The sequence below is a fragment of the Shewanella sp. M16 genome (assembly GCF_018224605.1).
GTDB lineage: Bacteria > Pseudomonadota > Gammaproteobacteria > Enterobacterales > Shewanellaceae > Shewanella > Shewanella oncorhynchi.
In genome coordinates, this window is sequence record NZ_JAGTUL010000013.1 from 1 (window position 1) to 23,437 (window position 23,437).

Consider the following 23,437-nt stretch of genomic DNA (forward strand, 5'->3'; position numbering starts at 1 on the left):
GTCATATCTCATTTTATATGACTTCTTATAACTACCGCATAATTCAGTTAACAGCGGCGATTAAACCTTCATTAAAAATCGACCATAAACAGTGATAATAATGCACTTTATCGCAAATAAGTCCTTAAAGTGATGTAAGCAGCATTTTTGAAAGAAATCCAAGTTCTACTGTACGCACAATTAAGCACACAATTAAGCGCATAAGTTAAGCACATAAGTTTATGTGCAGGTTTCAGCAATTAATTTCAAACACAAGTTTAGAAGAGACAACTTAGCACACATGAGTTCAGAGGGAGGGTTGTGAACCTAACTCAAGCAGCAAAAGATGCTGAGAATGAATCAAACTAGAGCAAATAAAGTACACTCAGCCAGCCCATTTACTCGAAGCGAATCAAGGGAAAACAAGGTAAAAAACCTTAATCAAGAAAGGTGAAAATTATTTATATCTAAAACAGAATAGCAGTGATAAATTGCTGATGTTGGCACAGTGGTATTAAGAGAATGCTTCTTAATCTGTGGTTGGCAATACATAACTAAAGGAAATAAAATGAATAAGTTATCAGCTGTTTTTACTCTATTGGCATTAGTAAGTTTCACTTCCTTTGCTGACGACTCCTCTTTACCGCCTGCACCAGCAGCCGATCTCGCTCAGCTGAAAGAAGTGTGCCAGCAGATGGCCTCTGAAGATCAAGTCGAAAATGCTGAGCTAAAACAATATGTGCTTGATTGTGTAAACGATCAATTGACAGAAATGGGCTACAAGTCAGTTACTGAGGTCAATTAATCTTCATTCTAATCTCTGTGTTATTACCGCAAAGTAGGTTATTCGGCTTCAGTCTGTGCCATTCACACTTGCGAATGGCATTATTATTTCCAAGCAACACAGCTTTTACATCATAATTAACATCATTTCAGTTACACTCGAAACTTATAAAACACAAAATTTAACATCCACAATTAACCGTACGAAAGCTGCCAAGATAAGCTTTTAGTATGACTATCAACATATTGTGCAATTCATAAATTTATTATTTAATTGATAGCTGTATCATTTTGCATCTCCGTGAATGAAACCACTGTTGAATTGAGCATAAAATGCTAATCTGTTTTCCTGTATTGTTAACCTCAGCCCTTAATCGTTAAATCATGTATCGTATTCTTTTTGTCCTCATTACAAGTTTAAGTATTTTGCCTGCAATCGGAATGGCGAAAGAAACCTGCGCACCAGAAAATCAATGTATTGAGATGAACAACTGGGATCTAGGCATCGCCATAGGCTGGGGACAAAAAAGCAATCCACTCAGGGATTTTGACGATATTCCATTGTTCTTTATTCCAACTGTGGCCTATTACGGCGAACACTGGTTCTTCGACAATGGTAATTTAGGTTATACCTTAGCCGAGCAAGAAAGCTTTACAATTAACTTAGTAACAAGTTATAGCTTAGATAGGGCCTACTTCTATCAATGGGACCCATCGAATATCTTTTTGAATCGTGGCACTCAAGTTGAAGCCAAAGCCATAAATAGTATGGCTTTGTCGACTGAGCCAGAGCCTGAGTTTAATTCCTTAGAGACTCGGAACTTCACCTTACTTGGCGGTGCCGAAGCATTCATCTATACGCGGCTCGGTATTATTAGATTGGCGTACACCCATGATATGTTTAATGTTCATCAAGGTTCAGAAGCACAAATAAAATGGACCTATGGCTGGGATTACGATCGTTTCATTTTTGAGTTTGCGTTGGTATTTGATTGGAAAAGCCAAGCCGTAGTGGATTATTATTACAGCGTTAGACCCAGTGAAAACGCCTATTGGAGCGAAAGATATCAAGCAAAATCAGGTTGGGATAAAGGTGCGGAAATGACGGCCCGTTACATATTAACTGACAATTGGGATCTACTGTTGGCAGTTCGTTACACTCTAATTGCCGATGAGATTGCCGCCAGTCCCTTGTTAGACCAAGACTATAGCAGCACCTACTTTATCGGCGCAGCCTATAGGTTCTAACGTTAGTGACACTGCCTCAGTTAAGCTTGCTTTGCTTTATAGGTCTAAGCCTCGGCTTGATGGGCCAAAGTTCAGCACAAGCCAAAACTCGCGACTCGGCACTCAAACTCACACCCGAAATTTGCATCACAAGTTCAGAAACTGAGGCCTGTGACGTCTATATAGAACTACAGTGGGAACTCGCTAAAGATGAGCTGATCTGTATCTTGTCCGACAACGCCGCCTATCCCAAATGGTGCAGTGATTCAGTTTCAACCCATACATTAAGCATGAAAATCCACACTATGACGGATATTCAATTTGTCATGGTGAGTAAAGACAGTAACCAAACTTTGGCTGGTGCCAAACTTAAAATCACTTCTGCATCACAACCTCAGGTTCGCAGACGTTACCGCAACCCTTGGAGTTTATTTTAATGACAAGCCCACAATCGAACCACAGAGTATTATTGGTTGAAGACGACGTTCGCCTAGCAAACTTGATTGTAGATTACCTAAAATCCCATGGTATGCATGTTGAAGTTGAACGCCGTGGCGATACAGTGCTAACACGATTAATCAATTACAAGCCAGATATCATACTGTTAGACATTATGCTACCGGGCATGGATGGCCTCACTCTGTGTGAGAAACTGCCCGATTATTTTGCAGGTCCAATCCTATTGATGAGCGCACTTGGCTCAAGTGAAGATCAAATCAAAGGACTAGAACTCGGTGCCGATGACTATGTAGTCAAGCCTGTCGATCCTGCTCTGTTAGTTGCGCGGATCAACAACTTACTTCGCCGTCAGAATCAGCCACCACAGGCAGAATCACACTGTCTAACCTTCGGTAAATTGAGTATCGACCCGCATACCCATGCGATTCGTCTTAATGAAACTGAAATTGATCTCACCAGCCATGAATTCGAATTGCTGTGGTTACTGGCCTCGCAAGCGGGCCAAGTGCTCAGCCGTCAGTATATTTATCAGTTGTTACTCAATATTGATTTCGATGGTAAAGATCGAAAAATTGACGTGCGGATCTCTAGATTACGTAAAAAACTCAACGATAATATTGAGACACCTTTCAGAATTAAAACCGTTTGGGGACAAGGTTATCTCTTTGCTCCTGAAGCTTGGAATAACTAAGCACAAATACAGTGAAACGTCTCTTTATTAGTTTATATCTGCTACTCAGTCTCAGCGTGCTAGGGATTGGCTGGACACTCGACAGCCTGTGGCAGAAGAATGTTGATGACAATAATGCCCTCGATGCGCCGTTAGTGGCATTGGCGCAATTATTAGCGGAATTACCTCCCGATGCCCGCCAACGGTATCTGGAGGCGATCCCAGCGAACCCTGTGATGCCACTGCAATTACTCAATGCAGATCAAGTCGCGCTGGCAGATAATCAAGCGTTAAGCACAAGCAAGGTGTTCACCACCACGGCCAATGATGATAGCTTGCTGCAATTTATTCGAGTAGACGATCAAGTCTTAATGGCGGGGCCGCTGGACATAGATCCCAGAGCCAACCTTCGCAGCCTGTTCACCCTGTTCTTTTATTTATCACTCGCCCTTGTTGCGCTAATTTGGGTCGGCCCGCTTTCACGGGATTTGAGCATACTGCGTAAGGCCACCAAAGAATTTGGCGAAGCCAAATGGGACACGCGGATTACCCTGTCAAATCGCTCCCAAGTTAAGCCCTTAGCCAATACGTTTAACGAAATGGCGCGACATATCAGCGCCTTGATTGAGAACCAGAAACACCTCTCTAATGCGGTATCCCATGAGATCCGCACGCCACTGGCGAGGCTCAAATTTGCTCTTGCACTTATGCCTATGTATTGTCAGCAAGATTCGGACGAACAGAAGCGACAAGACTTTCTCGATGAAATGCAGCTCGACATCAAAGAAATGGAAGACTTACTTCAAGAACTGCTGACCTACGCCAGCTTAGAGTCACAGCGAGAAGGTATCCAGTTGGATGAGTACGATTTAATTAATCTCATCAATCAAAGTATTAAGCGCCTAGAAACCTTAAGTCCAACGCCTATAACGCTCAAGGCCGAAGTCGAAAAACTGCCCTTATTCGGAGAACCCGCATTAATCGAACGGGCACTACAGAATTTACTGACCAATGCACAACGCTTTGCCCGCACTGAAATCATCATTGAAGTTAAGCAGACCCAGCACAGGGTCAATTTAAGTGTGAGTAACGACGGCGAACCTATCCCTGCGGTGGATTTACCGAAAGTGTTCGAGCCATTTTATCGAAGCCAATCGGTACAGAATGGCAATAAAGGACATGGTTTAGGCCTTGCGATCATCAAACGGATTATGCAACGACATCAAGGGAATGTAAGTGTTACCAGTGATGCACAACATACTCGATTTAGTTTAATCTGGCCGAAGAAGCGCAAGCTGTAATAGGGATTGGGATTAAACGACTGCGCATCTGTAATTCATCAACGCGCTAATTCTACAAGCGAGTGAAACAAGCCTATTTAACTGACTTATTTAACATGCTTATTTAACAGGCTTATTTAAAATATCAGTCTAGCTCGAAGCCACCAAAATCGAGATCGGCTTCGGGCTCAGGCTCAAAATTCAACTGCGGATTTAACGCCGCCCTTTCTTGCTCTATTTGCGTTTGCCTTGCTTTCATCACCGCCAACTGGCGACGGCGTTTACGTTGAGTGCACAGGCGAATGACATCATACTTTTGCGCATCTGAAAACGTTAACCAATTGAATCTTTCGTCACGGCTTCGCAGGCAACCATTACAGTAACCGCGCGCATCGGTAACACACACACCGATACAAGGACTCGGGATATCAAAAAAGGCTAACTGTTCCATAACCCGCCGCTATTCCTATCTAAAAATGAACCATACTCAAAACGACCCGCGCTAAAAAAGATACCGTTGGATTGCATTCAAAGCGATTCAAATACAACACACTTATCTAAAGTACTTGCAGAAACAACCTTAATCAAGGCACATTGAACAGAGTTTGTACAACTTGGAGCACTATCATGGGATACCGTCACTTTGCCAGTCTGCTCGTCGCTGTTGCCTTATTAAGCGCTTGCAGCAGTAAACCGAAAAACGATTATGATCTCAATTACGACTTCACCGCACTACGCAGCTTTACCCAGTTAACACCACAGCCGACGGATGACCCGTTAAGCGCCCAGCGTATTCAAGTAGAAATTAACAACCAATTGACTCAAAAAGGGTTTGTAGAAAATACAGCGTCACCCGACTTTAACGTCGCCTACGCCTTACTCACCCAAGATAAGCCCAAAGATTCAGGGCTATCCATTGGATTAGGCACAGGCACATTCGGAAGTTCGGGCGGGATTGGAATAGGCACCAGTGTTGGCGTGCCGCTGGGGAGTGATACCGCTAAAATTCAAACCATTCAGATAGATATTGTCGATCCTAAGACCAAAGCTCTTATTTGGCGTGGCAGCGACAGCTATGATTTCGATGCAGGCGGTAACGAGAAAGCCCAAGATACCGCCAAAGCCGTCAACCGAATTTTGGCGCAATTCCCACCGAAAAAATGATCACGTTTTAAAGGATAAAAATGGGCGTGTCTCGCCCATTTTCACCCATCAAACATTCATATCGCTCAATATGCTTAAAGTAAAAATCTAGGACTCAGGAAAAAAGCCCTGACGAAAGGTAACGATCGCCCCTATCACAGACAATCGCCACGACCACAGAACCCGGATATTGTTTAGCAATCTCCAGCGCAGCAAACACGGCACCGCCCGAACTGACTCCAGCACAAATCCCTTCCTCTCGCGCTAAGGTTCTCGCCATGGCTTTTGCATCTTTCTCTTCAATATCCATAACTAAATCAACCCAAGAAGCATCAAAAATCCCAGGCAAATATGCCTGCGGCCAACGCCGAATCCCAGGAATAGCACTGCCATCGGCAGGCTGAAGGCCGACGATAGTAATGTCGGGATTACAACTTTTAAGGTATTTAGACACACCCATTATGGTACCTGTCGTCCCCATACTTGACACAAAGTGGGTAATTTTGCCTAGACTCTGTTGCCAGATCTCAGGGCCTGTCGTGAGGAAATGGGCATTAGCGTTATCTTGGTTATTAAATTGATCCAGCACCTTACCTTTGCCTTCGCTTTGTAACTGCAGCGCCAAATCCCGCGCAGTCTCCATGTTATCCACTAGCATGAGCTCTGCGCCATAGGCTTGCATCGCATCCTTACGCTCCTGAGTCGAATTATTCGGCATAATCAGGATCATCTTGTATCCTTTGATTGCCGCCGCCATCGCCAGCGCAATCCCAGTATTGCCACTCGTTGCCTCAATAAGCGTATCACCAGGGCTTATTTCTTGGCGAAGTTCGGCCTGAATAATCATATTGAGTGCAGGACGATCTTTTACTGAACCCGCGGGGTTATTGCCTTCCAATTTTAACAGTACAGTGGAAGTACCACAGTTAAGCCGCTGCAAGCGAACCAGCGGAGTTTGCCCGATGTAGGCTTCAATTGTCGGAAAGTCAGACACTAGGATTATCCTTTACTTGATAAAAACAACTAAGCGATAGCCTATTCTAAGTCGGTTACCACTGACAAACACGGTGAATACTGCTTATAACATAAAATAAATCGCTCATAGTTATTCAAAAAAGTTCTATTCAACTGGCTTTTTATAAACAATTAATTCTATTACTCTAGGTGCCATAACGCTGACAAAATTGCCAGATTAAGGAGTTAAAAATGTCCGTAAAATTGATAAAGGCCCTGCTAGGAACCCTCATTCTGGGAACCTCACTCAATGTGACTGCCGCAGATCAAACCCTGCTTAATTCCTCTTATGATATCGCACGGGAATTATTCAATGCCTACAACCCAGTTTTTGCCAAACATTGGGAAGAGAAAACAGGTAAAACCGTCGAAATTAAACAATCCCATGCAGGATCATCTGCACAGGCACGCTCTATTCTGCAGGGATTACCCGCAGATGTGGTGACCTTTAACCAAGTAACAGACGTTCAGGTCCTCCATGACCGCGGTAAATTGATCCCAGAAAATTGGCAACAATTACTCCCTAACGCCAGTTCACCTTACTATTCCACCATTGCATTTTTGGTGCGTAAAGGTAACCCAAAGCAAATCAGCGACTGGGGCGATTTAGCTAAAGATGACGTTAAACTGGTCTTTCCTAACCCAAAAACCTCTGGTAATGCTCGCTACACTTATTTAGCCGCATTAGGTTATGCTCAGAAAAACTATGGTAAGGATAATCAGGCTAAACTGGATCAATTCCTGAAAAAATTCCTCGGTAATGTCGCAGTATTTGATACTGGCGGCCGCGGTGCGACCACCTCCTTTGTTGAACGTGGGATTGGTGATGTATTAATTACCTTTGAATCGGAAGTGAACAATATACGCCAGCAGTATGGTACGGACGATTACCAAGTGGTTGTACCAAAAACCTCGATTCTGGCAGAGTTCCCCGTCGCTGTAGTTGAGAAAAATGCTAAGCGTAACGGTACACAGGAACTCGCAACTGAGTATTTGAATTATCTCTACAGCGAAGAAGCGCAACGTCTACTGGCAGGATTCAGCTATCGTGTACACAACGAAAAGGTAAAAGCTGAGTTTGCTAAGCAGTTCCCTACCGTTGACCTGCTGACTGTTGAGCAAATCATCGGTGGTTGGGATAATGCGATGAAAACGCAGTTTGCTAACGGTGCAAAACTCGATGAGCTATTAAAGCGCTGATATCGTCCTTAATGTAGTAAGATATCAACATTGAACCCGAGCAAAGTCTCGGGTTTATCGCTAATTGGCATTTATCAATCAGTGTTAGCCGTAAAGATTGCATCCTACAAATGGCTTGAGCCAACAACGAGCGAACCGTATAAATAGTATTGGTTTAACGCAATTAACCTGATCGGGTGATTATTCTGTGATTCTTAATAACGGGCGTTTACGCCATAAGCGGGTTCTTCCCGGTTTTACCATCAGCTTAGGTGTGTCCCTGCTGTTTGTCAGCCTAATCCTATTATTGCCGACCACAGGCCTAATCATGCAGACCAGTTCAATGAGCTGGTCCGAATACTGGGGCGTGATTGCCGATCCCAGAGTGGTTGCCAGTTACCGAGTCACCATACTATCGGCGCTCGCGGCATCATTATTTAACTGCCTTTTCGGATTATTACTCGCATGGGTACTCGTGCGTTATGAATTTCCCGGCAAACGCATTTTAGATGCCTTGGTAGATTTGCCCTTTGCCTTGCCGACCGCCGTTGCCGGTATCACCTTAGCCACCCTTTATGCAGAAAACGGCCAAATCGGTAGTCTATTAGCTGAATGGGGCATAAAAGTCGCCTACACCCCGCTAGGCATAGTGGTCGCGATGATTTTCACCAGTATTCCCTTTGTGGTTCGTACGGTACAACCCGTTCTAGAAGAGTTATCCCACGAGGAAGAAGAAGCGGGAATGACGCTTGGCGCCTCGGATCGTTCGGTATTCTGGAGCGTTATTTTGCCCTCCCTTTGGCCAGCATTAATGATTGGAACGGCACTGTCTTTTACCCGCAGTCTGGGTGAGTTTGGTGCAGTGATCTTTATCGCTGGCAATATGCCTTATATCAGTGAAATCACTTCGTTAATGATCTTTGTCCGCCTGCAAGAATTTGATTTTGCAGGTGCCAGCGCCATTGCCTCAGTGGTTCTGATGACCTCGTTACTGCTATTACTGCTGATAAACCTGTGGCAGGCGCGTTATCTGCGCCGCATTCATGGACGATAAGGAGCAAATATGAACTCATTTAAACCCTTAAGAGTCGGTGAAGCGCCCCTGATCAAATGGAGCCTTATTACCCTCGCCGTGCTCTTGGGCTTGCTATTGTTGCTATTGCCGTTGGTGAGTATTTTTCAGCAGGCGTTTGTCGGAGGTTGGGAGCGTTATATTGGGCACCTAACTCAACCGGATTCGCTGCATGCGATTGGTTTAACACTGATGGTGGCAGCACTCACAGTACCAATCAATTTAGTGTTCGGAATCATGCTGGCGTGGAGCGTGACTCGTTTTGAATTCCCCGGTCGCAAATTACTGATCACGCTAATTGATATTCCATTTGCGGTCTCCCCTGTCGTCGCAGGTTTGCTCTATTTGCTGCTCTATGGCAACAGTGGCTGGTTGGGCGAATGGCTATATGAGCACGATCTGCAGATCATGTTTGCTTGGCCGGGAATACTATTAGTGACCATTTTTGTCACTTGCCCCTTTGTAGCCAGAGAACTGATCCCATTGATGCAACAACAGGGCGCATCGGAAGAAGAAGCTGCAGTGATCCTTGGAGCGTCATGGTGGCAACTCTTTCGCCGCGTGACCCTACCCAACATCAAATGGGCACTGATTTACGGTGTGATCCTCACCAATGCCAGAGCCGTAGGAGAATTTGGTGCCGTTGCTGTCGTGTCTGGCAACATTCGCGGCGAAACCAATACCTTACCTTTACATGTGCAATTATTGTACGAAGATTATCAGGCCGAAGCCGCCTTCGCGAGCGCGTCATTACTGGCCCTGATCGCCCTATTTACCCTAATGTTAAAAGCCGTAGTGGAATGGCGGCAACAACGCAGTTTAACCGCCAATGACAATAAAGAGCAGAGCCAACTATGAGTATTCGTCTTACTAATATTTCCAAGAAATTTGGCCAATTTCAGGCGCTTTCCCCACTTAATCTCGATATTCAAGAAGGGGAAATGATTGGTCTGCTGGGACCATCAGGTTCAGGCAAAACCACACTGCTGCGGATTATTGCCGGTCTTGAAGGAGCCGATAGCGGCCAAATTCAATTCGGCAACCGAGATGTCACTCAAGTGCATGTGCGTGAAAGACGCGTAGGTTTTGTGTTTCAAAACTACGCGCTGTTTCGCCATATGACGGTCGCCGATAACGTCGCCTTTGGACTCGAAGTCATGCCGAAAAAACAAAGGCCTTCAGCGGCAGAAATTCATAAGCGAGTGACACAACTGCTAGAAACAGTACAACTAGGCCATCTCGCACAGCGCTATCCTGAACAACTCTCGGGAGGACAAAAACAGCGCATTGCATTGGCCCGTGCACTCGCAACCCAACCAGAAGTCTTGCTACTGGATGAACCCTTTGGCGCCTTGGATGCTAAAGTGCGTAAAGAACTACGCCGCTGGCTACGCAGCCTGCATGATGAATTGAAATTCACCAGCGTGTTTGTGACCCACGATCAGGATGAGGCGCTTGAGCTCTCAGATAGAGTGGTAGTGATGAGTAATGGTCATATAGAGCAGATTAATACACCTGCTGAGCTATACTCGCACCCCAATAGTCGCTTTGTGTTTGATTTTCTTGGTAACGTCAATGTCTTTGAAGCCAGTTGGCAACAAAAACGTTGGGAAAATGGTCAAGCATTTTTAACACCTCCAGAACAGCCAGCACTGCAGCAAGATGGTGTTCTCTATGTACGCAGTCACGAATTAGCGCTGTCAAATAAGCCTAATAGTCAGGCCAATTTGCCGTTCAATATTGTCGCCATGACCCCCATTGGCGCCGAAGTTAGATTGGAATTAGCCCCACACGGCTGGCATAGTGAAGAGCTGTGGGAAGCCAAATTCACCCACCATAATCTGCAGGAACTCGGGTTGCAAAAAGGCAGTGTAGTTTACGCTACCCCAAGAACAGCTTACTTCTTTGGTGCGCAGGGTGAGAGTTCACCAACGCGTCTAAGTTGGCCATTCCTGACTCCGGGCAGTCTCGCCTTTGATATCTAATGTCATCATAATAGGAATAAGCAGCATTAGCGGTACCACAGGGAGTGGATACCGCTAAGATTCAAACCATTTAGAGAGATATTGTCACGCCAAACACTGAAGCACTCATTAGGCATTGCCGCGACAACTTTTGGTGATAGCGACAGCTTTGATTTTTGATGCAAGCGGTAACGAGAAAGCCCAAGATACCGCCAAAACGTCAGCTAGATCTTGGTGCTGTCCCCTCCGAAGAAGTAATTAATCATGGATGGCATATACAGCCCATCCATGTTGAATCAATAGAGCTGATAAGCAGGTTTACACCTAGTAATCAACACATTAGATGTTTATAACAAATAATTATTGCAGAAATACTCATAAAATCAGCGGGTAAACGAATTAACTAACCGAGGTTAATAATTCCAATTTCAGCCTATACATTTCATCAACTGACACCACTTTCACGCTGCTTATTTCAATAGAACCTTCTTTCGCCCATAAAAATGGATAAAAGCTCAGGCATTTATCTGTAGCTATCTGTGAATAGGTTTTTTGGAAGCGATCTTTACCTAAACTCGCATAAAACTCATTGATTCTCTTTGTAGCTGACCATTGAAAAAAATCTGTGAACCCGATTTCTAACGCTTCCCAATGAATTGAGTCTGGCGACCAATAGTATATATTCCCAACATCTGCGCCTAAACCGCCGCCGTTGATAGCAAAAAATCCACCAACTACGTCATTCGCCACTAAAAGATAATGTGCACTTCTATTCCAATCAGTAAGGTTTCTAGACAATCTTTCATGTCCAGAGCCGAAAAATCGAATCCATCCATTGTCGATCAAAATCCCACCGGTTTCGTAGGCAATAGCCCCTAATACCGAACGAGTCGATACCTGAAGGGATTCAAGTACTTCAACCCGATCCTTTGAAGGCGGCAGTATCTCTACACAATGCTCAGCACCAGCAACCATTTCATTGACTACTTTTATGCCAGAGTCTTCGATATCAATCAGTTCATATATACTTTTCAATCTCTTATCCTTGTATCACTAATATCCAGTAAAACGACTCATCATTCATGACAGTACCTTGGGAATCTCGAAAATAACTAAGCCAATATAGCGTTTAAAAATGCTAGTTAGCACTCATGGTACTAAGCAAAAATCTTACTCATGGGCATTCACGGTTCGGCCTGCTGCCCATTGTCGTAGCGCATTGATTTTATCGCTCATGACCACAGATAAAGGCCGTGTCTTACTAAGTTCTTCAAGTAATAGCACTTGGTCGACACTGCACTCGACACTTCTTGCGGTATACATGGCAGCAATAACGGCTTGTTCGATTTCGGCGCCGGAAAATCCTTGGCTACGAGCTGATAAAAGGGCGAGATCTAAGCTCGCCACATCGATTCCACGGCGCTTACAGTGGATTAAGAAGATAGCTTTACGTATGGCTTCGTCGGGTAAATCGACAAAAAAGATTTCATCCATCCTGCCCTTTCGCATCAACTCTGGCGGCAGAACTTGAATATCATTAGCGGTAGCCACCACAAACACTTCAGATTTACGCTCCGCCATCCAAGTGAGTAAGGTGCCGAGGATCCGCGTCGATGTTCCCTCATCACTGCTACTCCCGCTTAAGCCTTTTTCAATTTCATCTATCCAAAGCACACAGGGCGACATCATGTCAGCCAGATCCAGTGCATTACGCAGGTTCTTCTCGGTTTCGCCTATGTATTTGTTATATAAGGCTGCCATATCGAGCCTAAGCAAAGGTCGTTGCCAAACGCCCGCAACCGCCTTAGCCGCGAGGCTCTTACCACTGCCCTGAACGCCCAGCAGTAAAATCCCCTTGGGCGCATCGAGCGCATCGAGCGCTTTGACGTGCTGAACTGGAGTCGGCTGGCCGCCTTGGTCAATGGCGCTGACAGCCACTATGGGCGAGCGCTGCTTGAGCCATTTTTTAAGATTATGTAGTCCTGCGACCTGTGAAAAATCACTGGTGTCGTATTCAAATTGCAGCACACCATTAAGATCGAGTAGCTGAAACTTGGCTTTATTGATGGCGTCGATATCTGACAAGGTAATAGCACCGTCATTGACTATGGCTTTGCGTACGAGACGACGGGCATCGTCTAAAGTCACGCCCCGCAGATTATCGGCTAATTTGACCACAGCCGCATCATCGACCTGTAGCGGCGTACCTTGGTGACGAATTTTATCAACTTCAAGATAAATCAGATTTTGCAATTGCACTGTACTTGGCAAAGTTAAGTGAAAATATGCGCAATAACGTTTGATTTCAGGCGGGATTTCAAAGGCGTGGCTCACCAGCACTAAGGTGTGCTGCAGCGTCTCATACTCAAGGGCTATCTCTTTGAGTAAGCGTACGTTCTTTGGCGCGTCAACCACAAAGGGATGGAAGTCGCACAGCACATAAATTCCCTGCTGCGAGGTTGATTTAATTTGCCCGAGCAGATCTGTAGGTTCGCTATTAAACTTTTGCGCCGCCAAGGGCTTATCGACCCGTGCTAGGCCTTGGGTTATGCTCCATGTAAACACAGGTTGATAGAGCACACTGGCGACCCGCTTAAGCAACTCAACCACGCGATATTCTTCATAGGTTTCAATCACTACGATTGGCGTATTGGAGCGCAGCACTGAGGTTAAATCGTGAATATCTTGCATGCTTTCAAATTCCTTTTTATTCACCCCAAATGGGTCACAAAAAAGTCCAGCGAACTGGACTTGATACAACAGACAAAAGTTAACCGATTAAGGGTTAATGTCCATCAAAAAACAAGTAATTCAGCCAACCTTGCATCCTCAGCAATACTTTACGCATCACAGCGACATGATGGAAATGTTCAGTATAAATTGCAACCTGCCCAGAAACACCCGCAGGAAATTGCTTACGGATGGCATCATCTTCGATATCAATCAGCACAATAACGCGACCATTTTGAAATAAACGAGCCGATGACTGCAGCGCGCCGCCCATTTGAACTTCACCTTCAGCCATAGCGGGTAATATTTTCGCCACTTTCCCCTTAAAGATTTGTCCTGGAGCGGCATCCAATATCACTTCAGCTTCATCACCTTCCTGCAAACGCATTAACGAGTTTTGCCAGAATGCCCCCGCAAAGTAGCGCTGCTCGTCGGGAATAAAGCTCATTACGGGACGTAATGGTAAAGGCACAGCCATCGCTCCCGCACGAAGTGCCATTTGCGTCACCACACCATCAGCAGGTGCCCGCACGACTGTCTGTTCTAAATCGTAGAGTGCACTGGCTAAATCAGCTTGCAAGCCAGCTACTTTAGTATTGACACCATCAATATTAGATTCATAGGCCAGCCTGACACGCAGTTCTTCAGCATTCGCGACGGTCAGTTGTGCCTCTGAGGCTAAGTACAATTGACGCCTATTATCGAGTTCCAGTTCAGTAAAAGGCGAATTCGCGCCCCCTTTCTTGCGGCCTAACTCATAACGCTCGAAGGCAGATTTATTACGGTCTTTATCGGCCCTAGCGCGCTCTACATTAGCCTTAGCAGACTCCCACGCCGCGGCGAGTTGTGGCACTTGGAGCTCTGCTTCCATCAAAGCTGCGCGTTTACGTTTAACAACGGCCTCGAAGGGAATAGGATCGAGACGAAATAACACATCCCCTTGTTTAACTGGCACATTAGGCTGCACTTCCACCGAAGTCACTAAGCCTTTTACTGCGGGGGTTATAGGGATAGTGACAAAATATTCACGGGCAAAACGAGAATAAGGATGGTTGTAATTCATCACGAGCAATAAGGTACCAATAATGAACACTCCACCCAGCACTGCGGTGGGAACAGTCCATTTATTCATCGGAATTTTAAAGACTTTAAAGATAGCAATACACACGGCCGCATAGGTGAGTATGAGTAATAAATCCATGTTATACCTCAACTTTGTCTGTTTTTATCGCATCCACAGCAGGCGCTATATTCATGGGAGTTATTTGCTCTAACTGTTCAAGCCGAGTCTGAAGCCCTCTGACCGTCTCGCGCAATGAATTCACATCCTCCTCTAAAACTAATTCTCGCTTCATTACAGTATTGAACCCCCAACCGCGATCTTCACGGTATAAAGTCGCCCAGATCCATAAAAATGGCCAAATAGCATGTAGGGTGAATAGACTCACCCACCCGGCGATATGCAATGCATCTTGCTGGGGATGATTACGTTTTTTGGCTATTTCATAGGGGATATCATGAATGGCTATGACACCATAAAACATGATAATGATGACAAAAAACAAAATACCTAACGCAAAGTAATCTAAGAACATCCGCATCTCCTTGTATTAATAATATCTATTCCATCCCAAAGATTAGTGGATGGCCCCCGAACATGCCACCAACATGACATTAACATTTGACTTTGCTCTCAACCTCAACATTAACCAAAGATATGCTGTTTCGTTTTTGCCCCCAGTGATCCGGGACACACTTGTCAATTTACTCCATGATCCTAAAGCCTGTTCAGGCTAAACTAACCACATCATTGCGGCATAGAACGCAAGCATAAAACCCATCATCCCTACAATCTCAAAGGTACCCACACATGATAGGCACTCCCTACACTGAGGGCGCACGACGCGCCATGTTGCTCGGCTGCGGTGAACTTGGCAAAGAAGTGGCCATTGAACTGCAACGCTTAGGCGTTGAAGTGATTGGCGTTGACCGTTACGCCAACGCCCCCGCCATGCAAGTCGCGCATCGCTCCCATGTGATCAATATGCTCGATGCCAACGCCCTGCGTGCGGTTATCGAGTTAGAAAAACCGCACTTAGTCATCCCAGAAATTGAAGCCATCGCCACCCAAACCTTAGTGGACATGGAAGCCGAAGGGGTGAATATTATCCCAACAGCTCGGGCAACAAAGCTCACTATGGACAGGGAAGGTATTCGTCGTCTCGCCGCTGAAACCTTAGGTTTACCGACTTCTCCGTATTTTTTCTGTGATACCGAAACCGAATTTAATCAAGCGATTAGTGAAATTGGCGTTCCCTGTGTGGTGAAGCCAGTCATGAGTTCCTCGGGCAAAGGCCAAAGCGTTATTCGCGATATCGCCCTCAGCCATAAAGCGTGGCAATACGCCCAAGAAGGCGGACGCGCCGGCGGCGGTCGCGTGATAGTCGAAGGCTTTATTCCCTTCGATTATGAAATCACCCTGTTAACCATCAGCGCAGTCAACGGCATTCATTTTTGTGCGCCCATTGGCCACAGGCAAGAAGATGGCGATTATCGCGAGTCATGGCAGCCACAAGCCATGTCCGATGAAGTGCTAGCAAAATCCCAAGCGATTGCGAGCAAAGTCGTCGAAGCCCTTGGCGGTTATGGACTATTTGGCGTAGAACTGTTTGTTAAAGGCAATGAAGTATATTTCTCTGAAGTCTCGCCAAGACCCCACGACACAGGCTTAGTCACACTCATCAGCCAAGATTTATCAGAATTTGCCCTACATGTGAGAGCGATTCTCGGCCTGCCTATTCCCAATATCCATCAGCATGGTCCAAGTGCCTCGGCGGTTATTTTGGCCGAAGGTACCTCAAGCAATATCCGCTATCAAGGGATTGGTGCGGCATTAGAAGCGATCAACACTCAGCTTAGATTATTCGCCAAACCCGATATTGATGGTCGCCGCCGTTTAGGTGTCGCGCTTGCCCGTGATATCGATATCGACAGTGCAATCAGCAAAGCACTCGATAGCGCCAGTAAAGTGAAAGTCATCTTTTAAGCGGGTTGAACCGTTTAAAATTGGCTTTAAGCACAAGCGACACATCAAAGGGAAATGCGCTTTAATACCATTTCCCTTTTTCAACACAGAGCCGCACCAATAAAAAGTGACCGTCCCCAATAGGCGGAGTAAACTAGCGCCCTTTCTTGCCAGCCCTCAGCTTGCATTTAGGTAAATCCTAAGTTGTGGCTTAACTCTGATAATTAACCAAGATAAGTAAAACCAACAGTAGACCCCAATATGCATCTTCAGCCTTCTTGCTTTACCTCTTTCACACAAGCCATTGATGCCTATGCCCTACCGCAGCGTTTTACCTTTCCTTTCTATTACGAACCGCACCCACTGTGCGTGATCGCTGCCAACGAATTACAACGCCACCTTGAGACTCAAAACGATTGGCAACATAACTTTGGCCTCACGGGGGAGTTAACCGGTGCCATTGGTAAAATGTTTGGTGTACTTTTAGTGCAAGATCCGCAGGGAGATGTGGGCTATTTGTCGGCATTTTCGGGCAAGTTAGCTGAGCAGAACCATTGGTCACGCTTCGTTCCACCTGTGTTTGATATGCTGGCTAAGGACAATTTTTTCCACGCCGAAAATCTGCAAATCAACCAAATTAACGAGCAGCTACTTGCAGTAGAAAATCATCCCGATATTCCTCGGCTATCGAGCGAACTCAACGCTGAGCAAGCACAAGCACAAGCCAAGCTTGCCGCCCACAGGCAAGTGATGATTAACGGCCGTCAATCCCGCAAGACGCAGCGCAATCAACTCGCAGTGCAATGGGCTGCCAATCCAACTGATGAGACTTTACGTGAAAATACTGTAATCGAAGCTAAACTCAGCCAAGAAAGCATTAACGAAAAGAATCAGTTAAGAGATATTAAACGCTATTGGGATGAACGTATCCATGCCATCAGCCAAGCGTTAACTCTGCTCACTGATAAGCGTGACGCGTTAAGACTACAGCGTAAACAGCTCTCGGCGGCGCTGCAGCAAAAGCTGTTTGAGCAGTATCGTTTTTTGAATATTCGCGGCGCAGAAAAAAGCCTTAACGGCATATTTAACGGGACGGTTGAGTTAACACCGCCCGCAGGCTCAGGGGAATGTGCCGCCCCTAAGTTGCTACATTACGCCTTTAAACACGGTCTTAAACCATTGGCGATTGCCGAATTTTGGTGGGGGGCGCCGCCAAAATCAGAAATTCGCCAACATAAGCAGTTTTATCCTGCCTGTCTGCGCAAATGCCAGCCTATCTTGGGGCATATGCTCGAAGGGCTTGTTGTCGATGATAATCCGCTGCTGACGAACCCCGCCGAAGGCAAAACCTTAAGCATCCTCTACCAAGACGAGGCGATGGCGATTGTGAACAAACCCGCCGAGTTTTTATCAGTGCCCGGCAAAGAGATTGAAGACTCAGTGTATTCGCGCATGCGGCAAACGTTTCCCAATGCCACAGGGCCACTTATCGTCCACAGGCTCGATATGTCGACCTCGGGATTAATGGTGATCGCATTGACAAAAGACGCCCATAAACAGCTGCAAAAACAGTTTATCCAGCGCACAGTGACTAAGCGTTATGTGGCACTTTTAGCAGGGATCCCTACAGCAATGGCAGATAAACAGGCCGCAGGACAAATCTCTTTACCCCTACGTGGCGATTTAGACGATAGACCGAGACAACTCGTTTGCCATGAGTTTGGCAAAGCGGCCCAAACCTATTGGAAATTAAGCCATATCGATGAAATGGCACGTACAGCCCGCGTGTATCTATCCCCAAAAACGGGCCGAACCCATCAACTCAGAGTTCACTGCGCCCACTCAGAAGGGCTAAATACGCCCATTGTAGGTGACGATCTGTACGGCACTCGCGCCAATCGTCTGCATCTGCATGCCGATTTATTGATGCTTCAACATCCCGTCACCCGTGAACAGATGCACTTTCAAGTCGATCCTGATTTTTGAGATCTGAGTTCTGATATTGATTAACAAGGCACCAAAAGGAAAACCAAGCTTAGTGGGCATTATCAGAAGTTTGACCGCGATGTATAAGTGGCATTTTTCGGGCATAGTAATGCCTCACTCAAAACGGAATCGACAGCGGTAGTATGGGCATAGGCAATCTGGTTAAAAACATAAACCGAAATCAATGGTTCTTATTTGCTTTGTTGAGCGCCACCGTATTTATGAGCGCCTGTCAGCCAGCATCGAACGCTAATGAAACCACGGCTAGCCCAAATACCAGTGTCGCAGTAAAAGCCGCTACAGAAGCAACAACGCTTCGAGCGCCACTTTCGCAGGAAGTCTATATCTGGCAGCGCCAATGGCGCCCCGCCAATCAAACGGCATTAGTGCAAAGCCAAGATGCATTCCAAGGATTACGTATTTTAGCGCTGCAAGCGCATCCAAAACCCAATGGCGCAGACATTTGGTTTGAAGTTGCGGTCAATCATGCTTGGTTGCAGGCGGATCCTAGGCCAAAAATTGCCGTGATTCGCTTAGATGGTCAGTTCGTGCATTTAAATGATGAACAAGTGATCAATAAAATCAACCAAGTACTAGCAACTTGGCAGGCAAAAGGCACGCACATCGCGGGGGTTGAAATCGACCACGACAGTGCCAACAGTAAACTGCCAGCCTATCGGGATTTTCTTACAAAGCTTAAAGCGCAGTTACCCACGGAACTCAAACTCAGCATTACTGCACTGCCCGCTTGGCTCAATAGTGCCGATTTCCCCGCATTACTCACCAGTATTGATGAACTCGTGCTACAAATTCACAGCGTAAGCGATCCACGCCTCGGGCTATTCGATGCGACTCAAGGTTGGCAGTGGGTGCAGCAACTTTCAAATATCAGCACTGTGCCTTACCTTATTGCACTCCCCGCCTATGGTTCGGCGGTCATCAGTACAGCTTCAGATTATAAAGTTGAAAGTGAAACACCGCTGCGCGATCAACTCAAATCAGTCAATGTAGTACAGGAACTGATGGCCGATCCTCTAGTATTACAAGCCTTTGTGCAAAAACTACACACTCAAAAAGATGCCAAACTCAGAGGCATTATCTGGTTTCGGCTGCCGCTGGAAGGGGATAAAAGGGTTTGGCCACTCGACACCTTAATCGCCGTTGCACAGCAAGGTGAACTTGCCGCCAAGATTGAATTAGTGATCTCAAGCAATAACAAGGCCACAACCCAAACGACATTAGCCGCTGAAAATAAGCAAAAAAATCTGGAAATCCACAAGCCACAGCTATTCCAACTGAGCTTAATGAATCACGGTAATATTGCAGGTGAAGTTCCTCCTATTTTGTCGCTAGCGGGACAAGCTTGCAGCGGGTATGATGCGCAAAATGGCTATAGCGTAATACAAAAAGATGGGCTGTTAACGTGGCAATGGCGAGCTGAGAATACAGCAGTGTTGACACCAACTAAAACAGTTTCACGCACTGCAATCATGCCTATGCCGCAATCAAACAGAGACATTCAAACACACATGCTCAACCCTGGCGGCCAAAAAGTGATAGGCTGGGCACGTTGTGAGTCATTATATTTACAGGGAATTTATGCGCCATAAGCCAAAACTATCATTTACCATGGCAACACCCAATCGGGCTTTTATGCTTAAAAAGACCACGCTCATTTGTTTAAGCTTATTTTCCCCTATGCTATTGGCCTGCGGCCCCGATTTTCCTTTGCAACTCACTCAGGATAGGCAGAGCAATCTCAGTTATTTACCGCAAACCTCCTTTAGCCAACAGCTCACAGCCCTCGCAAAACCTTTGCCTTGGCAGTATCAAGATGCACCCGCTGCACAAGAATATCTCTGGGATGAAGTGCATAGCCGTTATCTTTCACAAACTCGCGCCTTTGAAAACAGCGAGTTAAGTGACGCCCATTTGGCCTTAGTAAACACCCTGCGGGATGCAACTGGCCCCATTGAAGCCGAGCAAATGGCCGCTAAGTTAGACAAAGATCTACCACAAGCGCTAACTTGGTACACCTTAGGTGCCGTAGCGTTTGAAGCAAAAGATTATGAGAGGGCGAGTAACTATTTCAGCAAAATCATTAAATTACCACAAAGTGAACGCGCATCTCGTAGCCTGTGGGCACTCTATTCGCTGTCGCGTATTGAGCTTATCTTAAGCAAGACTTCGGCTGATCCTGAACATTTTAATCGTGCCAATGCTTACCTGACACAATTACAAACCGAAGTCGCACAAGGCGCCGCCGATCCCCTGCGTTTGAGTTTAGCGAGCTTAGGTGAACAAGCCTATATCCTGCTACACCAAGGCCAGCCGCTCCCGCAATTGACCAATCAAGCTACAGGTGAAACTGAGTCAGAGCTGCAAATGACTCTCACCCCTGATGCACTAAATAAAGCTATTGAGCTCTATGCCACCCAATCGGTACAGGGCGATAGCGGCGGTTATGATTCCTTATTGATGTTAAGCCGCACTTTGATGGGTAAAGAGATTGCTGAACTTAAGCCGCTACTGCAACAGGCGAGCGTGCAGCAGTTATTGATTGCCTATTGGCAAAGCAGCACTAATGAATTCGCCTACAATGGCCAGCTTTCAGAAATGGGATTAAAGGTTGCTGAGCTCCTTAAAGTATTTCCAACCGATGGCTTACAGCTCAACCATGGCGATAAATTAGCGGCGATTTATTACCAGTTAGGGGATTATGCCAGTGCTGAGCGCCTATTAACGCTAGCGAAACCGAGCGGCCTCACTTGGTGGCTCAACGCAAAATTAATGCTACAAAAGGGCGATCAAGCAGAAGCGGCCAAGGCCTATGCTCAGGCAGCGCGTCACTTCCCTGAGCAGCTCAATAAGATCTCGGCCACAGTTGACGCTAAAGAAACTCAGCAACAAGCCATTAATGCCGATGAAGATACAGCCACTTACTGCCGTATTCGTGCCGAGCAAGGGGTGTTGTCACTAGAGCGTGGCGAATATGTCGATGCGCTCAATCACTTACTCGCCAGCGGTGATGAGTACTGGCAAGACATCGCCTATGTGGCGGAGCGCGTACTCACCACGGCTGAACTTAAGCTATTTGTTGACGAACATGTGCCATTTATCGCCTTTGAATACCCTAAAGACAGCGACTGGTACGATAATATTGAGCCAATTAACAACCGCTTGCGCTACTTGTTAGGTCGCAGGCTATTACGCGAAGGCGCGATAGCTGAAGCGCCGGTTTACTTCCCTAATCCTAAACTGAATGCCAGCGCCCTTGCCTACGGCACAGAGCTGAATGCAGCAAAAAAAACAAAAGGCATTGATAGCGCGAAAGCCTATTGGGCTGTTGCCGAACTTGCTCGCCACCAAGGCATGGAACTCTTAGGATTTGAATTAGCCCCGGATTACACTATTTACCAAGGTGTGTTCGATCTAAGTGATTGGAATGAGCCGAGCAAACTGGCTGAGAAAGAACAACTGCGGATCAGCGCCAGCCAAGCAATTCCCGATAAACGCTTCCATTATCGCTACACGGCAGCAGAACTAGCCAACAAGGCATCGGATCATGTACCCCACAACAGCCAAGCCTATGCAGCGCTACTCTGCCAAGCCACAGGTTGGGTCTTGTATCGAGATCAAGAACTTGCCCTACGTTACTATAAAAAATACGTCGCCAACGGCCCCTTTGTGCCTTGGGCCGAGAACTTTGGTTTGCAGTGTGAAGCGCCCGATTTTGACGGTGCAGTAAAACGAGCGCAGGCGAATGAAATGGCAGAATGGAACGCCCTGTACCACAAGCTGAAAAAGCCCGTCGTATTTGGCGTATTAGCCCTCACAGGCTTATTGGGTGTGTGGTGGATGCGTAGAAGAAAAACTCAATAATAAATAAGCATTTACGTCTTTCTCTCTCAACGTCGATATGATGAAAAGAGAGAAAGACGCATACCGCTTTACTTGTTCACGCAGTTAATCACTTCCCCCTTCAAATAACCGTTCAAATTCGCCACTGCGATATTGAGTAGACTTTGCCTTGCTTCCTTCGTCGCCCACGCATTATGCGGGCTGATGCTGATATTAGGCGCATGCAGTAAGGGATTATCTGCAGTGGGCGGCTCGGTCGATAACACATCCACGCCGGCAAATAACTTGCCTTGAGCCAGCGCAGCAGCAAGCGCGGCTTCATCAATTAATCCACCGCGCGCTGTATTAATCAGCAGCGCATTAGGCTTCATCAAGGCGAGGGTTTGTTGATTGATAAATTGCTCAGTTTCTGGAGTAAGCGGACAATGGAGCGAAATAATATCTGATTCGCTAAGCACAGTATCACGTTGCGCCCACGTCACGCCTTGGGGTAAATCCTTGATGATTGAACGAGTATTGACAAGAACTTTCATCCCGAATGCGAGGGCGAGTGTTCCCACCTGCTGACCGATATCGCCATAACCTATTAAGCCTAAAGTCTTGCCTTTTAAAGATTGCAACGGCATTAAAGTAAAACAAAAATCTTGGCAGTTCACCCACTGGCCATCGACCACAGCTTGATGATGGGCGGCCACGGCTTGGGTGTGATGCAGAATATGGGCAAACACCATTTGCGCAACGGCATCAGGCGCATAAGCGGGCACATTAGTGACCACTATACCTTGCGCTTTAGCTGCCGCGATATCGACAACGTTCGTGCCCGTGGCCAATACGCCTATGTATTTGAGACTAGGAAGCTGTGCTAGCGTCTTTGCAGTCAACGGCGTTTTATTGGTGAGAATGACTTCAGCACCTTGGGCTCGCGCGACAATATCAGTGCCACTCGTGCGGGAAAAACACGCAAACTCGCCTAATTCATTTAAGGATTGCCAGCTGAGATCGCCAGGATTTAAGGTTTCACCATCAAGTACGACTATTTTCATGCCACTAAATCTCCTTTTAAGA

21 protein-coding genes are annotated in these 23,437 nt (G+C 46.2%); 14 read left to right on the forward strand and 7 right to left on the reverse strand.

The features are described from left to right. Positions 1-547: 547 nt before the first annotated feature. From KFE26_RS10455 to KFE26_RS10475, 5 genes are all read left to right on the forward strand, one after another. Entirely contained in the window at positions 548-784 is a 237-nt protein-coding gene (locus tag KFE26_RS10455; protein WP_028759260.1) for a hypothetical protein, read from the forward strand. Positions 785-1,146: 362 nt separating this feature from the next. After that, positions 1,147-2,010, forward strand: a complete 864-nt coding sequence (locus KFE26_RS10460) for a MipA/OmpV family protein (RefSeq protein ID WP_212600361.1) — start codon at positions 1,147-1,149, stop codon at positions 2,008-2,010. 5 nt (positions 2,011-2,015) lie between these two features. Continuing rightward, positions 2,016-2,426 carry a DUF3019 domain-containing protein gene (locus KFE26_RS10465; protein WP_028759258.1) on the forward strand — a complete coding sequence of 137 codons (411 nt, stop codon included), beginning with the start codon at positions 2,016-2,018 and terminating at the stop codon, positions 2,424-2,426. After that, positions 2,426-3,139 (forward strand): response regulator, encoded by a 714-nt coding sequence (locus tag KFE26_RS10470; protein ID WP_006080570.1) that lies wholly within the window; start codon positions 2,426-2,428, stop codon positions 3,137-3,139. The genes KFE26_RS10465 and KFE26_RS10470 overlap by 1 nt, the downstream gene beginning before the upstream one ends. A gap of 11 nt (positions 3,140-3,150) precedes the next feature. Next, complete coding sequence (locus KFE26_RS10475) at positions 3,151-4,419, forward strand: ATP-binding protein (RefSeq protein WP_212600362.1); 1,269 nt, start codon at positions 3,151-3,153, stop codon at positions 4,417-4,419. A 124-nt stretch (positions 4,420-4,543) separates the two neighbouring features. On the opposite strand, the gene KFE26_RS10480 is transcribed toward KFE26_RS10475, so the two are convergent. Continuing rightward, positions 4,544-4,849, reverse strand: coding sequence for a DUF1289 domain-containing protein (locus KFE26_RS10480; RefSeq protein WP_212600363.1), 306 nt, complete (start codon positions 4,847-4,849; stop codon positions 4,544-4,546). Positions 4,850-5,025: 176 nt separating this feature from the next. Between KFE26_RS10480 and KFE26_RS10485 the strand changes: the two genes are divergently transcribed. Continuing rightward, positions 5,026-5,562: a DUF4136 domain-containing protein gene (locus tag KFE26_RS10485; RefSeq protein ID WP_131523840.1), complete on the forward strand. Its 537-nt coding sequence runs from the start codon at positions 5,026-5,028 to the stop codon at positions 5,560-5,562. Positions 5,563-5,656: 94 nt separating this feature from the next. On the opposite strand, the gene cysM is transcribed toward KFE26_RS10485, so the two are convergent. Continuing rightward, positions 5,657-6,535 (reverse strand): cysteine synthase CysM, encoded by an 879-nt coding sequence (cysM, locus tag KFE26_RS10490; RefSeq protein WP_212600364.1) that lies wholly within the window; start codon positions 6,533-6,535, stop codon positions 5,657-5,659. A gap of 212 nt (positions 6,536-6,747) precedes the next feature. Between cysM and cysP the strand changes: the two genes are divergently transcribed. From cysP to KFE26_RS10510, 4 genes are all read left to right on the forward strand, one after another. Next, complete coding sequence (gene cysP / locus KFE26_RS10495; protein WP_168825039.1) at positions 6,748-7,755, forward strand: thiosulfate ABC transporter substrate-binding protein CysP; 1,008 nt, start codon at positions 6,748-6,750, stop codon at positions 7,753-7,755. A 187-nt stretch (positions 7,756-7,942) separates the two neighbouring features. Continuing rightward, positions 7,943-8,788: a sulfate/thiosulfate ABC transporter permease CysT gene (cysT, locus tag KFE26_RS10500; RefSeq protein WP_212600365.1), complete on the forward strand. Its 846-nt coding sequence runs from the start codon at positions 7,943-7,945 to the stop codon at positions 8,786-8,788. Between the two features lie 9 nt (positions 8,789-8,797). Beyond that, a complete protein-coding gene (cysW, locus tag KFE26_RS10505; protein WP_028759251.1) occupies positions 8,798-9,664 on the forward strand; it encodes a sulfate ABC transporter permease subunit CysW in 867 nt (288 codons plus the stop codon). Beyond that, positions 9,661-10,791: a sulfate/molybdate ABC transporter ATP-binding protein gene (locus tag KFE26_RS10510; protein ID WP_028759250.1), complete on the forward strand. Its 1,131-nt coding sequence runs from the start codon at positions 9,661-9,663 to the stop codon at positions 10,789-10,791. The genes cysW and KFE26_RS10510 overlap by 4 nt, the downstream gene beginning before the upstream one ends. A gap of 378 nt (positions 10,792-11,169) precedes the next feature. Here KFE26_RS10510 and KFE26_RS10515 read toward each other — a convergent pair whose 3' ends face one another. From KFE26_RS10515 to KFE26_RS10530, 4 genes are all read right to left on the reverse strand, one after another. Next, positions 11,170-11,805, reverse strand: a complete 636-nt coding sequence (locus KFE26_RS10515; protein ID WP_212600366.1) for a DUF2625 family protein — start codon at positions 11,803-11,805, stop codon at positions 11,170-11,172. A 135-nt stretch (positions 11,806-11,940) separates the two neighbouring features. Continuing rightward, the gene (locus tag KFE26_RS10520; protein ID WP_212600367.1) at positions 11,941-13,461 is read right to left on the reverse strand and encodes an AAA family ATPase; all 1,521 of its coding nucleotides are present in this window, start codon (positions 13,459-13,461) and stop codon (positions 11,941-11,943) included. A 94-nt stretch (positions 13,462-13,555) separates the two neighbouring features. Beyond that, on the reverse strand, positions 13,556-14,701 hold the full coding sequence (locus KFE26_RS10525) for an HlyD family secretion protein (RefSeq protein WP_105249984.1): 1,146 nt from the start codon (positions 14,699-14,701) through the stop codon (positions 13,556-13,558). A 1-nt stretch (position 14,702) separates the two neighbouring features. Beyond that, complete coding sequence (locus KFE26_RS10530; RefSeq protein WP_028759246.1) at positions 14,703-15,095, reverse strand: DUF3302 domain-containing protein; 393 nt, start codon at positions 15,093-15,095, stop codon at positions 14,703-14,705. Positions 15,096-15,370: 275 nt separating this feature from the next. On the opposite strand from KFE26_RS10530, the gene purT reads away from it, so the two are divergent. From purT to KFE26_RS10550, 4 genes are all read left to right on the forward strand, one after another. After that, positions 15,371-16,546, forward strand: a complete 1,176-nt coding sequence (purT, locus tag KFE26_RS10535; RefSeq protein ID WP_212600368.1) for a formate-dependent phosphoribosylglycinamide formyltransferase — start codon at positions 15,371-15,373, stop codon at positions 16,544-16,546. A gap of 240 nt (positions 16,547-16,786) precedes the next feature. Further along, positions 16,787-18,511 carry an RluA family pseudouridine synthase gene (locus tag KFE26_RS10540; RefSeq protein WP_212600369.1) on the forward strand — a complete coding sequence of 575 codons (1,725 nt, stop codon included), beginning with the start codon at positions 16,787-16,789 and terminating at the stop codon, positions 18,509-18,511. A gap of 143 nt (positions 18,512-18,654) precedes the next feature. Next, positions 18,655-20,121, forward strand: coding sequence for a DUF3142 domain-containing protein (locus KFE26_RS10545; RefSeq protein WP_212600370.1), 1,467 nt, complete (start codon positions 18,655-18,657; stop codon positions 20,119-20,121). After that, the gene (locus KFE26_RS10550) at positions 20,111-22,393 is read left to right on the forward strand and encodes a hypothetical protein (protein WP_212600371.1); all 2,283 of its coding nucleotides are present in this window, start codon (positions 20,111-20,113) and stop codon (positions 22,391-22,393) included. Before KFE26_RS10545 ends, KFE26_RS10550 begins: the two co-directional genes overlap by 11 nt. A gap of 68 nt (positions 22,394-22,461) precedes the next feature. Here KFE26_RS10550 and KFE26_RS10555 read toward each other — a convergent pair whose 3' ends face one another. Then, positions 22,462-23,415, reverse strand: coding sequence for a D-2-hydroxyacid dehydrogenase (locus KFE26_RS10555; protein ID WP_212600372.1), 954 nt, complete (start codon positions 23,413-23,415; stop codon positions 22,462-22,464). Positions 23,416-23,437 lie beyond the last annotated feature (22 nt).

Bases quoted from the DNA above. Each gene is read 5' to 3' on its own strand.
- KFE26_RS10455 (WP_028759260.1), top strand. From the start codon at position 548: ATGAATAAGTTATCAGCTGTTTTTACTCTATTGGCATTAGTAAGTTTC.
- KFE26_RS10460 (WP_212600361.1), top strand. From the start codon at position 1,147: ATGTATCGTATTCTTTTTGTCCTCATTACAAGTTTAAGTATTTTGCCT.
- KFE26_RS10470 (WP_006080570.1), top strand. From the start codon at position 2,426: ATGACAAGCCCACAATCGAACCACAGAGTATTATTGGTTGAAGACGAC.
- KFE26_RS10480 (WP_212600363.1), bottom strand. From the start codon at position 4,849: ATGGAACAGTTAGCCTTTTTTGATATCCCGAGTCCTTGTATCGGTGTG.
- KFE26_RS10485 (WP_131523840.1), top strand. From the start codon at position 5,026: ATGGGATACCGTCACTTTGCCAGTCTGCTCGTCGCTGTTGCCTTATTA.
- cysP (WP_168825039.1), top strand. From the start codon at position 6,748: ATGTCCGTAAAATTGATAAAGGCCCTGCTAGGAACCCTCATTCTGGGA.
- cysW (WP_028759251.1), top strand. From the start codon at position 8,798: ATGAACTCATTTAAACCCTTAAGAGTCGGTGAAGCGCCCCTGATCAAA.
- KFE26_RS10510 (WP_028759250.1), top strand. From the start codon at position 9,661: ATGAGTATTCGTCTTACTAATATTTCCAAGAAATTTGGCCAATTTCAG.
- KFE26_RS10520 (WP_212600367.1), bottom strand. From the start codon at position 13,461: ATGCAAGATATTCACGATTTAACCTCAGTGCTGCGCTCCAATACGCCA.
- KFE26_RS10525 (WP_105249984.1), bottom strand. From the start codon at position 14,701: ATGGATTTATTACTCATACTCACCTATGCGGCCGTGTGTATTGCTATC.
- KFE26_RS10530 (WP_028759246.1), bottom strand. From the start codon at position 15,095: ATGTTCTTAGATTACTTTGCGTTAGGTATTTTGTTTTTTGTCATCATT.
- purT (WP_212600368.1), top strand. From the start codon at position 15,371: ATGATAGGCACTCCCTACACTGAGGGCGCACGACGCGCCATGTTGCTC.
- KFE26_RS10540 (WP_212600369.1), top strand. From the start codon at position 16,787: ATGCATCTTCAGCCTTCTTGCTTTACCTCTTTCACACAAGCCATTGAT.
- KFE26_RS10545 (WP_212600370.1), top strand. From the start codon at position 18,655: ATGGGCATAGGCAATCTGGTTAAAAACATAAACCGAAATCAATGGTTC.
- KFE26_RS10550 (WP_212600371.1), top strand. From the start codon at position 20,111: ATGCGCCATAAGCCAAAACTATCATTTACCATGGCAACACCCAATCGG.
- KFE26_RS10555 (WP_212600372.1), bottom strand. From the start codon at position 23,415: ATGAAAATAGTCGTACTTGATGGTGAAACCTTAAATCCTGGCGATCTC.